Genomic DNA, 16,172 nt, shown 5'->3' on the forward strand with positions numbered 1-16,172 from the left:
GTTAAAAATTGTATCTGACACTATTGTGTTACATTTCGCCGCGATGAGCGGCTTTTGCGGAAGAAATTCCTTTATCAAATACAACACATCCGTAACCTCAAAGCCCTCGCTTTCCTCACCATGTTGAATGGACACTCAACTAAAATCCTTGACGGGAACACGTGCTGTAAATTTGATTTTCGGCCTGTCCATAATGTGCCTACATTATGGACAGACACTCATTATATGCAACCTAAATTAAAGCGGATCCATCTGGCTAATATCCAGCGTAACCGTCCCGGAGGATGTGACAGGCGCAGAAGTAACATAGCCCGTACCGCCTTTCTCCAATACAAAGTAAAGCGTATTGGGAGAGGTATCGGGGATAAGCATGGACAAAGATTCTGTGATATTTTCGTAGTATGCAACCTGCTTTCCGTGTAAGCTGCTATCCCACCAATAATTTCCCCAAGTTGAGTTAACACTCCTCCAATCCGTCCTAAAGGTATTCAGAACATACAGAGTATACCCGCTGGTTCCCAAAACTCCCTCAAAGGTTACATCTACGGTTCTCGCGCTTATGTCGCCAAAATCAATATCAGAAATGCCGTATGCAGGGGAAATGGACAGCGGTTTATTTACAAATATCTCTTTGCTAAAATCGTCATCAAGTATAATGTCCGCGACTAAGAGTACTTCAGTTGGAACATCAAGGGCAGGCGTTATAGTCAAAGACCATTTGCTGTTATTAAAGTAGCTAATATATACGTTACCTCTAGTAGTAGAAAGACCTCCGTAAGAATCAAAGACATAAGCATCAAGAAGGATGTTGTATACGGAATTTCCATTCACCGTGATTTGCCTTGAACCGCTCAGGACAGTGCCGTCCGAGATAAGATAGACAATGTTCTTGGTTACATCCTCATCATACAGAGATACTGTGAACGTTCTTATTTGCTTAGTATAACCGGAAATATAGATGGTTAGTTTAACATATACGTTTGTCGGCGTATCAAATGGCGTTGTCATCCATGACCACCAACCGTCGGAGGGGTAGACAAAGAACGAATCAATGAGTGCGGTACAGTCGTCATCCGAGTATATTTCTACATTTATTTCATCGTAATTTCCAGGCGCTACTTGGACGTCAATGTTCACTGAGCCGCTCACCATGATTGTTTCGGTAAAGTCGTCGTCGGTAAACACGCGTTCCGCCCTGGTGGTCATGCCGGGGTAAATATGGAGAACCTCCGTCCAGCTTATGGTCTCGTAAGCAGTTCGCAGGAGTACCGTCATCATGTAATAGCGCGAAGAAATTTCAACAAAACCTGACCATTCCCCTGAAGTGAGTATGTCAATGTGTTTAACAGTTTCGGTAATATAATTTTTGCCGACTTCGTACACATACAGGTCCACCGCTTCCACTTCTGCCTTGTCATAATCATAGCCAATGTCCCAACTGAAAAAACCGGGAATTTTATTCCAGGGGATCATTTTTAATGGAATGACAATCCCCTGGAAACTGTTTTGAGCGTCAATGGTTATTATTGGAGGGATATTATCCTCTATTTGCGCTGCTACATTCTCGGTATTATCAATAAACGCATTTACAGATATGCGCCATTCACCCGGCGTAAGATCATCGATGGTGATGGTAGGATTTTCCGGTGTCAATACTATGGGATAGCTATGATAGGAAGAATAAGGCTCATCAACCATTTGCAGCTTTAGTTCATACCGCGTAAAAACCGGCGCGACATCATCCGGGTATAGTGTCCGCGCTCCAAAAACGGGGTTGGCTATGGTGATCCGCAGTCCTTTTTGCGGATGGCTTTCCTGAAGATCAGCCGGGCTAAAAATGTTTGAACAGCCCGCAAATACCAGCACGGCTAATGCCGCGAAATACAGTGAATGTTTTTTAGTACAATTTTTCATCATGTTCCTCCTTTACCTTACGACCTTAATGGTCAGTTCTTTGGAATAATTTTTATAGGGATAGCCATTCCCGACAATCGCCGTAATGGTGTGAATCCCCGGTTTCTCAAACCCATTTCCGTTCATTTCAAAAGTTTTCGCAGTAGCGCCGATATTTATTTTTCCGTCAATATACCAATAGTAATAATCCCAATCGCCTTGCACGGTTATAACAAGGTGATCATTGCCTGATATGGAAATGGTGTTGACGTTGCCGTTCAGAGTCAGATCGATTTTTTCATCAATAAGACCGGCAAATTCCATTATCAAAGTATTAGCATTAATAGCCCACTTCGCGTAGAGAACTATGCCCTCCCTGTCCACGATGTCGGTTTCGAGATTCCATTGGGTAGTAAAGCCGCTGTCCGTGTACCAGCCTTCAAGAGTGTAGCCTGTTTTAGTTGTGCTGACCGTTCCAATTTTGCCGCCTTCCGCTATGTCCCTGGCTGTTACAGGAGTTCCGCCGTTGGTAACAAAACTGACGTTATAAGTTTTAACGGTAACGGTAACGGTGACGGTAACTGCCGCGCTAGTTTTGCTGTTGTAGCCGTTTGCGCTCACCGTTACGGTATAGCTTCCGGCTACGGTCGGCGTGTACTTGCTGTTGTTCGTGCCGACAGTGCCGCCGTCTTTTTCCCAACGGTAACTGACAGTCTCGTTCCCGGTGTAGGTTGCGGTCAGTTCAGTTCCAGTAGTTACGCCTGTTGACGGGGTGATGGTTATGGTTCCCGACAGATTAGAAAGTGAAGGATCGCTCACGTCAACTACCGCGCTGGTTTTGCTGTTGTACCCTGTAGCGCTTACCGTTACAGTGTATGTCCCCGCTTGGGTGGGCGTGTATTTGTTGCTATTCGTACCGACATTGGTTGCGCCGTCTTTTTCCCACTTGTAGTTGACGGCTTCGTTCCCAGTGTAGGTTGCGGTCAGTTCAGTTCCAATTACGGCTGTTGACGGGGTGATGGTTATTGAGCCAGCCAGATCGAGATTAGCGCCAGTAGATGTTGTGTCATTGTCGCACTCTATCATGAACAGGGGAATAAATGCGGTTACCGCCAAAACTGCGATAAGACGCCGCAAACCATGCATATAAAGCACTATGCTTCGCATGGATTTTACTGTAATTTTCATAAAACCTCCTTAAATCTTACGAATGAAATATTGTGATATTTTATGGTAAGAGAGGTGGCGATTCTATTACATTTTCTACTAATTCGACTGCACTCTATACTAATTCATACTGCCTTTTCTACTATAACAGTGAGCAATTAGCAGTGAGCAATTAGCAGTGAACAGTGAGCAATTAGCAGTGAGCAGTGAGAAGTGTTTTTGTAAGCTGTCAAATCGTGTTACTTTCACGCTTCATTTGCATACTTCGCTATAACTGCTCACTGCTCACTTCTCATTGCTGATTATTCCCCTTTTATCAGCGAGTAAAGAGCAAAGCGGTTCAGCGCGCCGGTTTTCTTGTAAACATTTTGAAGATACGCTCCCACTGTCCTGATTGAAATTAACAGAGTATCGGCAATTTCCTTGTTGCTCTTTCCGCGCATCATAACTTCAACAATGTCTTTTTCCCTGTCAGTCAGTTGGTAGCGTTTACAAAAATTATCAGACAGGCCGTTTTCCGGCGTCCAGATTGGCTCCGCGTTGGAAACCGCTATTTTTAAATGTTGGGCGTCGGTAATAATCAGTTGGCGGATATAAAGATAGAGTATCCCAAGATTCAGTAATATACAGAATAGACCGAAGCAGAAACCGGGGCCGTAAATGTTGATGCCCTGTTGCTCCAGAAGCGGATCGGCGATGTAAGTAAAATAGGTTAATACCACAAATTGAATTAAAGGAGCGATAATAATGATTACCCAACTGGCAACCGAAAGCTTGCCTGAATACCGTTTCATTATCGTGTAATAGTAACAGCATAAACCGAACACGACGAGGTATTGCAAATTTAACTGTAAGTACCGCATTGGGGAATAGCGGGGTAAAAACCCGTTAAAGATCAGAGCGCTTAGAGCGGAGCGGGTAAGGTCGATGGACATTTCCATTCCGATATAGAAAAGAGCGGTAAAGAGGGTACGGCGCAAATCGCCGCAGATAAAGGCGAAAACCATTATAATAGCCGCCCATGAAATTATGACGGTAATAGTCCCCCATGGCATAACTTTCCAGAAGATATAAGCTACCGGCATGGTGATAATAAGAACAATGCGCCGCCATTGTGTTTCTGGCCTGTGGAGACGGTAAAACAGCACCCACCACGCGGCAATACTCACTAAAGCGCGAGTGAGTTCCCACTGGATTTGCGGCTGGTATTGACCCATAAGAATAGTATAAAAATTTTTAATAAAAATTACAAGTAGCGTATATGAAAAATACGAATTAGTAGAAAGTGCAGTCGAATTAGTAAAGAATGTAATAGGATACCCGCCGTTTGCCAATGTAAAATTCAGAGTTAATATCATGATAAAAAGGGGGTACTTTATGATGGAATTAACAATCCAGCAAACACTAAAGCTTTTAAAACAGCCGGCTAAATTTAACCTGCTGGCGTTTTCCATGTTTTTAACGCAGCAGCAGACAATCTTTTCTAAAAAGCCTTCAGGGGAAATGCTGGAAAAATGTACGGAAGAGATAAACAAATTCTTAAAAAGATACCACAGGTTAATGACCAAGGATCATGCCATTCTTGAGCAATTTTACGGCGCTGCCATGGTACAGAGTTTCACTGTAATGGAAGTGTCGGTTAGTCAAACTGAAAAGCTTTTGAAAGGAGATTTTAAATTTGACCTCCTGGCGTTTTCCATGTTTTTAACGCGCTTGAAAGAAATATATGTAAAAAACCCTTCGAGGCAAACGCTGGAAAACTGCAACATTGCGATGAACGAGTTTTTTAAAAAAGCCAAACAGTCAATGATCGCGGATTACGCGAAGATCGAAAAACTATAAGGAGGAATGAATATGTTAATTACACTTGAAGAGACGGCAAAATTAATTAAGGGCGGGAAACTGCTTCATGTCGCCGGAAGCGAGACACTGCTTAAAAAACTGCCTAAAGGGAACTGGATCGGCGGCTCAACAGAGTATTTTATGGCAAAGGATGGCGGAAAAGTTTCCGATGATTTATTGTTCGTTACGGAATTCCCATATCAGGATTTCGTTATTAAAACGTATACCAAGCAGGATATTAATCAGGTAATGGTGGACGCTTTTGAGAACGGTTTTTCCCTTTTGATCATACCCTTTGACAGTGCCGTTCATAAGGAATACGCACAGAACGCCGCGGGTTATGACAATATGTTTTTGCGTAACATAGTCGGGTGGATTTCCGGCTTAAATCTGAACAAAACAGGGCAAAAGCCGATAACTGTCAACGGATCTTCGGCGTTTTATGACAAAGCCGTAGCTCTGCATTTGAGGGTTCCCGATGATAAAATGGTAACGGTCAACATCATCAATATATTTGAACAGGATACCTCTTCGCCCTTAATAGAGTTTACGGAAGAAGGATTTCATATACAAAAATGCCTTGTGAATGGAAACGAAGTTGTGTTAGCCGACTATATAGCGGAAAACAAAATAGACACAAAACTTCCCATTGTCGGTGAATATGCCGGCAATGGCGTCAACATCTCATTTAAAACAATTGAAAATGGGGTTGTAGATTTTTACGCTCCAGTGTTCAAGGGAATAAAATACAGGATAGCCAAACCCGTATCTGATTATGCCGCGCTTTTCAACAAACATATAGCCGAACACAAGGATAAACCGTCAGTTTTTTCCTGCAACTGTATTTTGAATTTCCTCTACGGCAATCTTGAGGGCAAAAAGATAGAAGCGTTTCCTGGACCAATTACATTTGGCGAAATTGCCTATCAGCTTGTTAACCAGACATTGGTATTTGTGTCGATAATCTAAAACTATTGCCGCAAGGCTTAAAAACTATTTTGAGTCTTGCGGCTTATGAACAATTAAAAGTGAGTAATACATGAAAAATACATTCAAAATTTTGTTGATTATTGCGTTGGTAACAATAATCAATGGCTGTACGAAGAAAACCTCCTCTCAACCAGAGTCCGAAACTGCCATCCAATCAGAGGCCAGTAAAATTGTTATGGACGCTTCCTGGGCGGATAACTCCGGATACGACTCTTCTTCGGTATACTTATTCATTGATAGCGACAGGCCAAAAATCAAATTCACAACCAAAATTCCCGTCAAGGATTTTATATGGGTATCCCTCGGTACTCTTTTGGGCCAAAACGACGAAATACTCTATGAGGTTTTAGATGTGTCGTATTTGATAAAGGATTTTCTTCCAAAAAAGCCGCTCGTTGTAACGTCGGGGGAAATGGGAGTGCACTGGTCTAACGCCGTTTCCTATCTTGATGAAAACGGGCAAAGAAAGTATTTCGCAGTATGGAACAACGATTACGGGCCTGAAGATGAGAGATACAACGGGGGCTTAAGCCTTTCCGAATTTACTCCCCGATGGACTGAGACAATTGAAAATCTTTCTCAACCCTCGATTATAGGGCAATACCGTAATGAGGAAGATAGGTACGGCAACATTATTCTTGATATTGCGGAAGATTCATATAAATTTAATGTGAACGGTACTTTATATACCGGTACTTATGAAGTTTATTACACAAATAAGATATGGTATGTTTATCTTCCGGATATAAAATGGGCGCATAATTGGATTGAAAGCTATAATAACGCGCAAATAACTTCATATGAAGAACTTGATAATTTGGACCAGGATAAAATGACGGATAAAGAAACTTACGGCGTTGAACTTTGGATGGAAGACAAGGTATTGGTTTTTCAAAACGAGGGAAATAATATGGCTCCTTATGTCATATTTGAGGGACTTGATAAATTTGTGGGATTGAGATTAATGGACATAATTTACCCTGATCAGTGAAAGAGGGTGTTGCCCCCATTTTTTTTCATTTTTCTTTTTTCTCTTGTAAAGTCTTCCTCTGCAATTCCACATACCCGTTCTGTCCGGCGGAAAGATTGACTAAACGCTGTTTGAGAAGGGCTTTTTCGATGGGGTCTAATCCGGGCGTTTTGAGTATATTTTTCAACCTTGCCTTATGAGAATGAAAGGCGATGTGAAATGAGTCTTTAGGGAAACCTTTTACACGGTAATCTTTATCGTGGGGTATGGCTTTATCAACACCATTATAAATAATTTTGTATTCAACAATTTGTAATGCAAGGAAAGCGTCATCAAAAAACCGTATCGCTTTAGTCAAACTGCTTATACTTTCTTTATCTGACTTTTCCAAAAATTCTAGCTCCTGCGATAAGAAGGTGTATTCGGCTAGTAAAATTGTTTGCGGATCGGCGGTTGTTGCAAACCCTTGGTTCGAGGCTTGTTGAAATGTGGTCATTGCCAAAGTTACACCTTTTTCATAGGAAGTGCGCCCTTCTTCCTGCGTCAATACCAGCCGTTGCGAAAATTATGCTATTTATTAAGCCAGCCCTGTCCAAATTCAGCCTCCGCATCCGATAAATTCCAGCCTGCTAAATATTCTGCTCCTGCTTTTTCCTTAATTACTTTTGCTATATACGGAGGTATTGGGGCAGTTTTCATAAGGCGCATAGCTCCTTCTCTGTCTCCAGCATCCAATAATGTAAATGCCTTGTTAGAAATGGCTAGTTTTTCGTCAAGAGTCATAGTTTGGTTCTGCGGCATATATTCTCCTTGTCATAAATATACTGGAATTGGCAGTTATGGACAAGGGCAATTAACAAATAGCAATGTTAAAAAGCGTAGCGTGAGAAAATAAAGATTAATTTACGAATAAAAAATAAAGTTTTAAGAGTGCGCTTTCGGCATGATAGATAAAATTTTATATAAGTAATATAGTAAAATATATGTTTCATAAATATAAAGAGAGGAATGGCATGAAAAACACATTTAAAATTTTGGTAATTATAGCATTGGTAATAATAATCAGCGGCTGTACGAAGAAAACCGCCTCTCAATCAGAGTCCGAAACTGACCTCCAATCAGAGGTCGGCGAAATTGTTATAGATTTTACCGGTGTAGATGAGTCCGATTACGCCCCTTCTTCGGTACACTTATTCATTCCTAATAGTGAATACCCAAGACTCAAATTTACAACCAATGTTACCGTCAGGGATTTTAGTTGGCTATCCATCAGCCCTGTCTGGGACGAAAACGACGACATAGGCTGGGATGTTACAGATGTGTTGTATTTAATAGACAAATTTCTTCCGCAAAAGCCATTCGTTGTATCATGGGTGGAAGTGGGAATATTTCCAAATAGCGGCATTTCCTATCTTGATAAAAATGGGGAAAGAAAATATTTTATGCTGATGAGCAACGACTACGGAGGAGACCCTGAGGAAGAGGGATACGACGGGGGCTTAAGCCTTTCTGAATTTACTCCGGTCAGTGAATTTTTTCTTTCTAAACCCGCGATCATCGGGCAATACCGTAATGAGGAAGATTCGGATGCCGACCTTATCCTTGATATTGCGGAAAATTCTTATAAACTTAATGTAAAAGGCGCTTTATATACCGGTACTTATGAAGTTACTTATTCTTATGAGACATGGTATGTTTATCTTCCGAATATAAAGTGGGCGCATAATTGGATAAGAAATTTTGATGGCATTATAGATATTGATTGGGATAATATTGATTGGGATAAATTGACAGATGAAGAAACTTACGGCATTGATCTTTGGATAGAAGAAGGAGAAGTGTTAGTTTTCCAGAACCGCGGAAACCCTATGGCTCCTTATGAAATATTTGACGTGATTGACGAGAAGTTTGTGAGATTGATACCAATAAATGTACAAAGCCAAAGAAATTGGGACGCAACAGTGTCGCGCCCACTCTAAACTTGCCGTTGATAGTGCCGCCCAATTTTTTGCAATATGATTTAAAACATTTATTTTTAAGAAAACACATCTAGCATAGATGACTTATACCGATTATAATACAACAATGGAACTCGAAAAACTGATAATCCCCCGTTTTTTAAATTACGTCTGTTACGACACCGAAAGCGACCGCCATATAGAAGAAACCCCTTCCACGCAGGGACAGTGGGAGTTAGCGAAAATTCTGCGCGATGAGCTTTTGGCTCTTGGGTTGAAAGATGTAAAAATTACAGATCACTGTTATGTGATAGCCCGTCTGCCTGCAAGCCTGGCAAGCTCAGCTTGCCAAGAAAAAGAGAGCGCTCCTTGTATTGGGTTTCTCGCCCATCTTGATACGGCAAGTGATGTTTCGGGCAAGAACGTTAAACCTCAACTTATACAAAATTATAACGGAGAGAAAATAGAACTTGCTGACGGTCTTTGCCTTGACCCCGAAAAAGAGCCGGGGCTTACGGAGCAAAAAGGCAAGCCTATTATTCACAGCGATGGAACTACGCTATTGGGAGCGGATGACAAAGCGGGGATAGCGGAAATTATGGCTTCGGTGGAATATCTTGTCTCTAATCCGCAGATAGAGCATGGACAAATCGAAATTATTTTTACTCCCGATGAAGAAACCGGCAAGGGACTGCCTGAATTTCCGCTTGAGGAAATTAAATCCGCTTTTTGCTACACGGTGGACGGCGGCTCTTTAGGCGAAATTGAAAGCGAGTGTTTTAACGCGTGGAAAGCCGACATCGAATTTTACGGCAAAGTGATACATATAGGCCATGCAAGGGGCATACTCGCAAATGCGGCGCTTATGGCATCAACCTTTGCGACTCTTCTGCCGCGCAGTGAAAGCCCGGAAGCGACTGACGGCTACTACGGCTATTATTGTCCAATGGAAATTAAAGGCGATTTGGAAAAAGCGGCACTCGAAGTGTTTATTCGCGATTTTGAAAACTGCGGAATTGAACGGCGGATCATGGCGCTTGATGTTTTCGCGGAAACGGTAAAAGCTCAATTTCCCGGCGGTGAAGTAATTGTTAAAACTCAGCCTCAATACTATAATATGAAGTCAAAGGTAGATGAAAAACCCGAGGCGCTTGAAAGGCTTATGCAGGCGGCGCGTGATGCGGGAGTTGAATGGCATTTAAAGCCAGTGCGGGGAGGAACGGACGGTTCAAGGCTGGCGGAGCTTGGCATACCCGCTCCGAATATTTTTACGGGCGGACGTAATTATCACAGCCGTCTGGAGTGGGTCAGCGTGAGTGAGATGTGCGCAGCCTGTAAGGTAATCATCGAATTAATAAAGGGAACTTCTAAAAAATTTGATTTTTAGAAATTGCCACAAAACAAAGTTTATAAAAATAGGAGTTGAATTTTTATGGCGGAAACATTTACATTAACAACGTTTTTTAGCGAGCAAATAAAAAGAGTAGTCAAACAGGTAAAAGCTACAACTTTAATAACAGAAGATAATGTTTATCAGGAAGGCGACCCGAGTACTATGGCAGTTCTTGATGAAATGGTAGGGTCTTTACTTCTGCCCGGAAGCGGGTTGGATGGAATGAATCACCTTGAAGAACTTTTAGAAAAAGCCAAATCCGGGAAAGCGTGCCTTCTTCTTGTGGAGCATTACAGCAACATGGATCTTTCAATTGTTTCGTTATTGGCGCGAAAGGAAGGCGGCAAAGGCAAGGAAATAAGCGACGCGATCATCGCCATTGCGGGAATGAAATTAAACGAAGACAATCCCATTGTCGCCGCCTTTGCCGGAGCTTACGATAAGATTGTAATTTATCCAAGCCGCTCTTTGCAGGAATTGGATCCCGAAAAAGACAAGGCCGAAATCGCGCGAGGCAACGCCATTAACCGCGCCGCGATGAAGTCGCTTATCAGGCATAAATACAAGGGAAGAATTATCCTTGTATTCCCGTCTGGAACACGTTACCGCCCATGGGATCCTAATACTAAAAAAGGCGTGCGGGAGATTGATTCTTATATCCGCTCTTTTGACTATATGTGTTTTGTCACCATTAACGGCGAGCTTTTACATGTGCAGAAAACTGATATGTTGAATGACTCAGTAAGCAAGGATATTGTTCGCGTAACAGCGGGGCCTGTTACGGACTGTAATGAATTTCGTAACAAGGTGCTGGCAAAGACAACTGAAGAAGATAAAAAACAAGCGGTTGCAAATGAGATAATGAATGAACTTGAAAGAATGCATACTGCCGCAGAAATAGAAAGATTAAAACTTTTAAAAAAATGATATTAAGTGGCGCAACTTTCGCCTAACAGGAAAAAGCTGCGCCACATACCGGTAAACCTTTGCTTTAAAAAATTTACCAGTTACCGCCACCGCCGCGTTCACGGCGTGGTTTATCCATCGCTTCGTTTACGCGCAGTTGACGACCGTCAAATTCACGGCCGTTTGTGCCAGCAATTGCCGCCGCTGCTTCTTCATCGCTGCCCATTTCGATAAAGCCGAACCCTTTGGAGTTGCCGGTTTCACGATCGAAAATGATCTTAGCTGACGCGACGCTGCCAAAACCTGAAAACAGGTTTTTCAGACCATCCTCGGTGGTGTTGTAGGAGAGGTTACCGACATACAGTTTCTTCGCCATTGAGAAAATTCCTTCGCCCGGAACAAACAGGATCGTAGTTAAGCGATACCCGATTGCTTTTGCGTCCGAGCGGCGCCGGTATCATTCATAACAATGTTTAAAACAACGTCTCAAACAATGTCACAGACGATACCTGAATTAATTTTCTGGCTATGCCAGACAATTAATCCGGTGGACTTACGTCCAAGTATTCACATCCGCACAAGCGAATGAATTAAATTTCTCCTGTTTTGAAAACAAGAGAAAGTCAATGCATAATTGTTAAGGGAAAAAAAATAAAAGGTAACAGACAAGAACAGAACCCCTAAACCTCGCGGTTTTTTAAAAAATCCGCCAAAACAGTCTCTACTCAATTTCTAAAAATCATCCAACTAGTAAAAATATAAACTTATGAAAAATTAATGTCAATACTTTTTGAAAAAATTTATCCATATAATAGCTTTATAGCGGTTTTTATATTAGAGGCCGATTTTAGCCCCTGAATGGGCGTTTCCGGGACGGGGCCTAAAAATGAGCCAAAACCAAGCGCAGAAGCGGTTTTTACCCGGCTTGAAAGGCGGTGAATAGGCCGAATTTCCCCGGTTAGGGACAGTTCGCCCGCAATTGCCAAGTCGCCAGGCAGGGCAAGCCCCGTCCGCGCTGAGTATAAAGCGCAGGCAAGGGCCAATTCCACTCCTACCTCGGTTATTCGGATGCCTCCCGCAGCATTTACATACAAATCTTGATCCGACAGCCTTAACCCCGATTTTCCCTGCAAACTCAAATGTTTTTCCAAAGCGGCAGAAATGCGCGAAACCCTGCCTGAATCGATTTTATCGGAAAAAACACGGCTGATTGTCCCTTTGGCGGGAATTGTAAGCGCCTGTATTTCCACGAGTATCGTTCTTGTCCCCTCAAGAACCGCAGCAGTCGCCACTCCGGCGGGCAAATCCCCTTCGCGCCTTACAAGAAACATCCGGCCTGTGTCTTCTACGGGAGTTAGCCCGCGCTCCCCCATCGTGAAAATCCCGATTTCATCCGTAGAGCCAAACCGATTTTTTACTGCGCGTAAAAAACGACAATCGGCGTTTCCGTTTAAACCGGCAGTCTTATCGTTTTCCTCAAAATAAAGAACGGTGTCCACCATGTGTTCAAGAGTTTTTGGGCCGGAGATAACTCCCTCTTTTGTAACATGCGCCGTTAAAAACAAAGCAGCGTCATGTTCCTTAGCCCACGAGATTAACTCAAAAGTGCAAAACTTCATCTGGGTTACGCCGCCCGGCGCGGAATCCGCATGTTCGGAATAAAGCGTTTGAGTGGAGTCCACTAAAACAAGAACGGGTTTAACTTTATTTAAAACGGTCTCAATTTCTTCAAGGTTTCCCGAGCAGAGAATTTCAATGCGCTCCATGACGCTTTTATCCGCGCTTAAGCCAAGCCTGTCCGCCCTGAGCCGTAACTGCCCTGCGGACTCTTCGCCGGAGACGTATAAAACGCGACCCTTTGTTAAAGCTGCTGCGGCGGTTTGCAGAATCAATGTTGACTTGCCTATTCCCGGTTCTCCGCCGACAAGAATGGCTGAACGTTTCATAATGCCGCCGCCAAGTACGCGGTCAAGTTCGCCGATACCGCTGCTTATGCGGCTGCCTTCCATTGGGTCTACTGCGGAAAGAGGCATTGTTTGCGCTACCCCACTGTCTTTTCCCGCTGAGCCGCGTTTGTTAAAGTTTTCATTTTTAAGGACAGTTTCTACAAGGGTGTTCCATTCGCCGCATTCAGGACATCTGCCAAGCCACTTTGATTCTTCACGCCCGCAAGAGGAACATTTATAAATTATGGTTTTTTCTTTTTTCATTATTTAGCTAAATAAACCGATTTATCTCCATGAACGCCGACTAGTTGTTTGTTTACATGGTCAACCGATAAATCCATAGCTTCCAGCGGTATAGCGCCAAGCAGAATATCAGTTGCCATTGGCATAACTACCGCTTCCGCTATGGCTCTGCGGTTTTTCCAGCGAATCTCAACCGCTTCAGTTAAATCGTGCGTAGAGAGGGAACCGTCAGCCATACTGGATTCTACTTTGCCTACCGTTGAAAGCCCTAATTTCTGGCGAATTTCTTCATTAATTATAAGTGTCCATGCGCCTGTGTCGGGTATCGCGTCAAGGGTTATAGTGCGAGGTTCATTAAGCAAGCCGCAGGCGGCACGTACATCGTCTTTTGCGTTGGTTAATATGATTTTCTCGTAAAATGTTCCCATGTATATATGCTATAACATCGACAAATATTGTCAAGGGTAATTCGCGTAGCCGGATAGCTGCTAAAAAGCTACGCCTTTTAGCTAGGGAATTTTGCCAAAGAGAAATATACAGTACTTATTGTCTTTTTACTACTCACCGCACAACTCCCGGTCTCACAAGCGCCGCATTCAACGCACCGCATCTGCACCCTTCGCTAATCGCTTCGCAAAAACTCGCTCCGTCTCCAAGTGCGGCGGCAAGCCCGGCAGTAAATGCGTCTCCGCAGCCGGTGGAATTAACCGCTTTCACGGGCTGGACTTCAATTTCAAAAAACTCATTCGCATCAGTAGCAATAATCTTCCGGCTGCCATTGGTAAGGATAACGCCGCAGTTGTGTTTTTGCGCCATGTCCAGTACCGCTGATTTTATCCTATCCTTTGCCACGTCATCTATCGCTATCAACTCGTTGTTCTTGATTAACTCAGGCGCAAAGTCGGCGGCAAATTCAAAAAGGTTCGGCTTTACAATGTCCGGCTGATATTTCAAACTTTCCGTTAAATCTTTTCCTTTTACATCAAGAATAACTTTTGCTCCCTTTTCTTTTACCCTTTGCGTCATGGCGGGAATTACAGCGTCAGAAAATCCCGCCGCTTTCGTGTCGGAAATTATTACCCAACTCAAGTCTGCGGTGTCTGTAAGAATATGCTCAAACTTTTCCAACAGCCGCCCCTCAGTTCCGGCACTAACTGGTTCAGATTCTTCGATCAACTCCGTAACAGTACTGTCCGCCTCTGAAAGCAAAGTGTAACAAAAACGGATTTGGCTTTCGCTCTCAACCCACTGCACGGAGAGCTTGTCCTTATCGCAGAGTGAAAGAAACAGCGCCCTCATGCCGCCGCCAAGTTGCGTAAGATGTACCGCTTTTTTTCCAAGTTGAGTTAAAACACGGGTAACATTGACCCCCTTGCCGCTTGCGTCAAGGCGATGGACTCCCGTCCTGTTCACAGTCCCCGGATATATTGAGGGAAAGCGAAGGGTTTTTTGCAGGGTGGGGTTAAGACAGATGGTTAGAAAGGACATATAGTATGTTAAGTGATAGTTGCGTTTTTGCCAATAGATTGCTTACATTACTATTAAAACGGCTAGTGTACCTCAATATAGACAACAAAATGTTGCATTATAGAATGTAAAAACACTTGACAAAATATAATACATAATGTAACATAATTATAATGGTGAAAGAAACATTGAAGGTTGGACAAAAGCCAACTAAAGCGCAAATTAAAGAGATTAGGCTTGCTGAAAAAAAGCCTATAAAATACACAGATGACGCTCCACGCCTTACCGAAAAAGAGTTAGCCGAATTCAAGCAAATCAATTCAGAAAACAGGAAAAAAATACCCTGCACATTACGAATATCGAAAAAATCCCTTGAATGGTGGAAATCTCTTGGCGAAGGGTATACTTCGGCTATGGCACGAATGTTGGAAGACGCTCAAAACCATCCTGATATTTTGAGAAAGATTATTTAATCCTCTTATACGCCTTAATCTCCTGACGCAACCTTGCGGCAAGTTCCGCTCTTGGGACACGAACCTGCTCCATTGAATCACGGAAGCGCAGGGTAACAGTGCCGTCTTCTTTGGACTGGTAATCCACGGTAACGCAGAAGGGAGTGCCCGCTTCATCTTGCCTGCGGTAACGCCTGCCAATCGCTCCCGCCTGATCGTAATCGGTGGCGTAGTCCTCTTTCAGTTCCGCGCGAATGTCCTGTGCTAGTTCCGCAAGACCGTCTTTTTTCATCAAGGGGAGAATGGCGACGGTAACCGGAGCAAGATCGGGGTGGAAACGCAGAACCGTGCGCCAGTCGTCATCGTTGCCTTTTTCGGCGACTTGCTCCTCGTCGTAGGCGTCGCAGAGAATCATCAACAGGTTGCGGGTAAGACCGGCGGAAGTTTCGATGATGTAGGGAATGTAACGCTCGTTGTTGTTGTCCTGATCGATGTACTGCATATCTTTGCCGGAGAATTCGGTATGCCGCTTAAGATCGTAATCGGTTCTGTTGTGAACGCCCTCAAGCTCACGCCAGCCCATCGGGAACAGGTATTCGATGTCGTAAGCGTATTTCGCGTAGTGCGCAAGCTCGTCCGATCCGTGCTGATGCCAGCGCAGATGATCCATCTTAACACCGAGTTTTTCGTAATATGCCCAACGCTGTTTGCGCCATTCGGAAAACCATTCTTCGTCCGTGCCGGGTTTTACAAAATACTGCATTTCCATCTGCTCGAATTCGCAGGTGCGGAAAATAAAGTTCTTGGTAACAATTTCGTTACGGAACGCCTTGCCGATTTGCGCGATGCCAAACGGCACTTTCATTCTGCTGGACTGGATAATATTTTTATAGTTGACATAAATGCCCTGGGCGGTTTCGGGACGAAGGTAGATGATACTCGCTG

General features: G+C 43.4%; 17 protein-coding genes. 7 read left to right on the forward strand and 10 right to left on the reverse strand.

The features are described from left to right. Positions 1-237: 237 nt before the first annotated feature. The 3 genes from ACYVRH_RS06895 to ACYVRH_RS06905 form a co-directional block, all read right to left on the reverse strand. Positions 238-1,914, reverse strand: a complete 1,677-nt coding sequence (locus ACYVRH_RS06895; RefSeq protein ID WP_461256193.1) for a hypothetical protein — start codon at positions 1,912-1,914, stop codon at positions 238-240. Positions 1,915-1,926: 12 nt separating this feature from the next. Beyond that, positions 1,927-3,081 carry an InlB B-repeat-containing protein gene (locus ACYVRH_RS06900; RefSeq protein WP_461256194.1) on the reverse strand — a complete coding sequence of 385 codons (1,155 nt, stop codon included), beginning with the start codon at positions 3,079-3,081 and terminating at the stop codon, positions 1,927-1,929. Positions 3,082-3,362: 281 nt separating this feature from the next. After that, positions 3,363-4,277: a LuxR C-terminal-related transcriptional regulator gene (locus ACYVRH_RS06905; protein ID WP_461256195.1), complete on the reverse strand. Its 915-nt coding sequence runs from the start codon at positions 4,275-4,277 to the stop codon at positions 3,363-3,365. Between the two features lie 160 nt (positions 4,278-4,437). Between ACYVRH_RS06905 and ACYVRH_RS06910 the strand changes: the two genes are divergently transcribed. The 3 genes from ACYVRH_RS06910 to ACYVRH_RS06920 all read left to right on the forward strand — a co-directional run bounded on the left by ACYVRH_RS06910 (position 4,438) and on the right by ACYVRH_RS06920 (position 6,883). Then, the gene (locus ACYVRH_RS06910; RefSeq protein ID WP_461256196.1) at positions 4,438-4,902 is read left to right on the forward strand and encodes a hypothetical protein; all 465 of its coding nucleotides are present in this window, start codon (positions 4,438-4,440) and stop codon (positions 4,900-4,902) included. Positions 4,903-4,914: 12 nt separating this feature from the next. After that, positions 4,915-5,871 carry a DUF6976 family protein gene (locus ACYVRH_RS06915; protein WP_461256197.1) on the forward strand — a complete coding sequence of 319 codons (957 nt, stop codon included), beginning with the start codon at positions 4,915-4,917 and terminating at the stop codon, positions 5,869-5,871. 70 nt (positions 5,872-5,941) lie between these two features. After that, positions 5,942-6,883, forward strand: coding sequence for a hypothetical protein (locus ACYVRH_RS06920; protein WP_461256198.1), 942 nt, complete (start codon positions 5,942-5,944; stop codon positions 6,881-6,883). 25 nt (positions 6,884-6,908) lie between these two features. Here the strand turns inward: ACYVRH_RS06920 and ACYVRH_RS06925 are convergent, their stop codons facing one another. Both ACYVRH_RS06925 and ACYVRH_RS06930 read right to left on the reverse strand, forming a co-directional pair. Beyond that, a complete protein-coding gene (locus ACYVRH_RS06925; protein ID WP_461256199.1) occupies positions 6,909-7,409 on the reverse strand; it encodes a hypothetical protein in 501 nt (166 codons plus the stop codon). Positions 7,410-7,432: 23 nt separating this feature from the next. After that, the gene (locus ACYVRH_RS06930; RefSeq protein ID WP_461256200.1) at positions 7,433-7,663 is read right to left on the reverse strand and encodes a hypothetical protein; all 231 of its coding nucleotides are present in this window, start codon (positions 7,661-7,663) and stop codon (positions 7,433-7,435) included. 212 nt (positions 7,664-7,875) lie between these two features. On the opposite strand from ACYVRH_RS06930, the gene ACYVRH_RS06935 reads away from it, so the two are divergent. From ACYVRH_RS06935 to ACYVRH_RS06945, 3 genes are all read left to right on the forward strand, one after another. After that, the gene (locus ACYVRH_RS06935) at positions 7,876-8,841 is read left to right on the forward strand and encodes a hypothetical protein (RefSeq protein ID WP_461256201.1); all 966 of its coding nucleotides are present in this window, start codon (positions 7,876-7,878) and stop codon (positions 8,839-8,841) included. Between the two features lie 106 nt (positions 8,842-8,947). Further along, positions 8,948-10,207, forward strand: coding sequence for a peptidase T (gene pepT, locus ACYVRH_RS06940; protein ID WP_461256202.1), 1,260 nt, complete (start codon positions 8,948-8,950; stop codon positions 10,205-10,207). 45 nt (positions 10,208-10,252) lie between these two features. Beyond that, positions 10,253-11,140, forward strand: a complete 888-nt coding sequence (locus ACYVRH_RS06945; protein ID WP_461256203.1) for a 1-acyl-sn-glycerol-3-phosphate acyltransferase — start codon at positions 10,253-10,255, stop codon at positions 11,138-11,140. 73 nt (positions 11,141-11,213) lie between these two features. Here ACYVRH_RS06945 and ACYVRH_RS06950 read toward each other — a convergent pair whose 3' ends face one another. From ACYVRH_RS06950 to ACYVRH_RS06965, 4 genes are all read right to left on the reverse strand, one after another. Then, a complete protein-coding gene (locus ACYVRH_RS06950) occupies positions 11,214-11,495 on the reverse strand; it encodes an RNA recognition motif domain-containing protein (protein WP_461256204.1) in 282 nt (93 codons plus the stop codon). Between the two features lie 424 nt (positions 11,496-11,919). After that, positions 11,920-13,329, reverse strand: coding sequence for a DNA repair protein RadA (gene radA / locus ACYVRH_RS06955; RefSeq protein WP_461256205.1), 1,410 nt, complete (start codon positions 13,327-13,329; stop codon positions 11,920-11,922). Beyond that, complete coding sequence (locus ACYVRH_RS06960) at positions 13,329-13,736, reverse strand: aspartyl protease family protein (RefSeq protein WP_461256206.1); 408 nt, start codon at positions 13,734-13,736, stop codon at positions 13,329-13,331. The genes radA and ACYVRH_RS06960 overlap by 1 nt, the downstream gene beginning before the upstream one ends. 133 nt (positions 13,737-13,869) lie before the next feature. Next, positions 13,870-14,796 carry a 1-phosphofructokinase family hexose kinase gene (locus tag ACYVRH_RS06965; protein WP_461256207.1) on the reverse strand — a complete coding sequence of 309 codons (927 nt, stop codon included), beginning with the start codon at positions 14,794-14,796 and terminating at the stop codon, positions 13,870-13,872. Between the two features lie 167 nt (positions 14,797-14,963). Here ACYVRH_RS06965 and ACYVRH_RS06970 point away from each other — a divergent pair, with 167 nt between their 5' ends. Next, on the forward strand, positions 14,964-15,248 hold the full coding sequence (locus tag ACYVRH_RS06970; RefSeq protein ID WP_461256208.1) for a BrnA antitoxin family protein: 285 nt from the start codon (positions 14,964-14,966) through the stop codon (positions 15,246-15,248). On the opposite strand, the gene ACYVRH_RS06975 is transcribed toward ACYVRH_RS06970, so the two are convergent. After that, positions 15,241-16,172, reverse strand: a 932-nt coding sequence (locus tag ACYVRH_RS06975; protein WP_461256209.1) for a glycine--tRNA ligase, incomplete at its 5' end; no start/stop codon positions are given. The genes ACYVRH_RS06970 and ACYVRH_RS06975 overlap by 8 nt on opposite strands.

The sequence above is a fragment of the Treponema sp. R80B11-R83G3 genome (assembly GCF_054786115.1).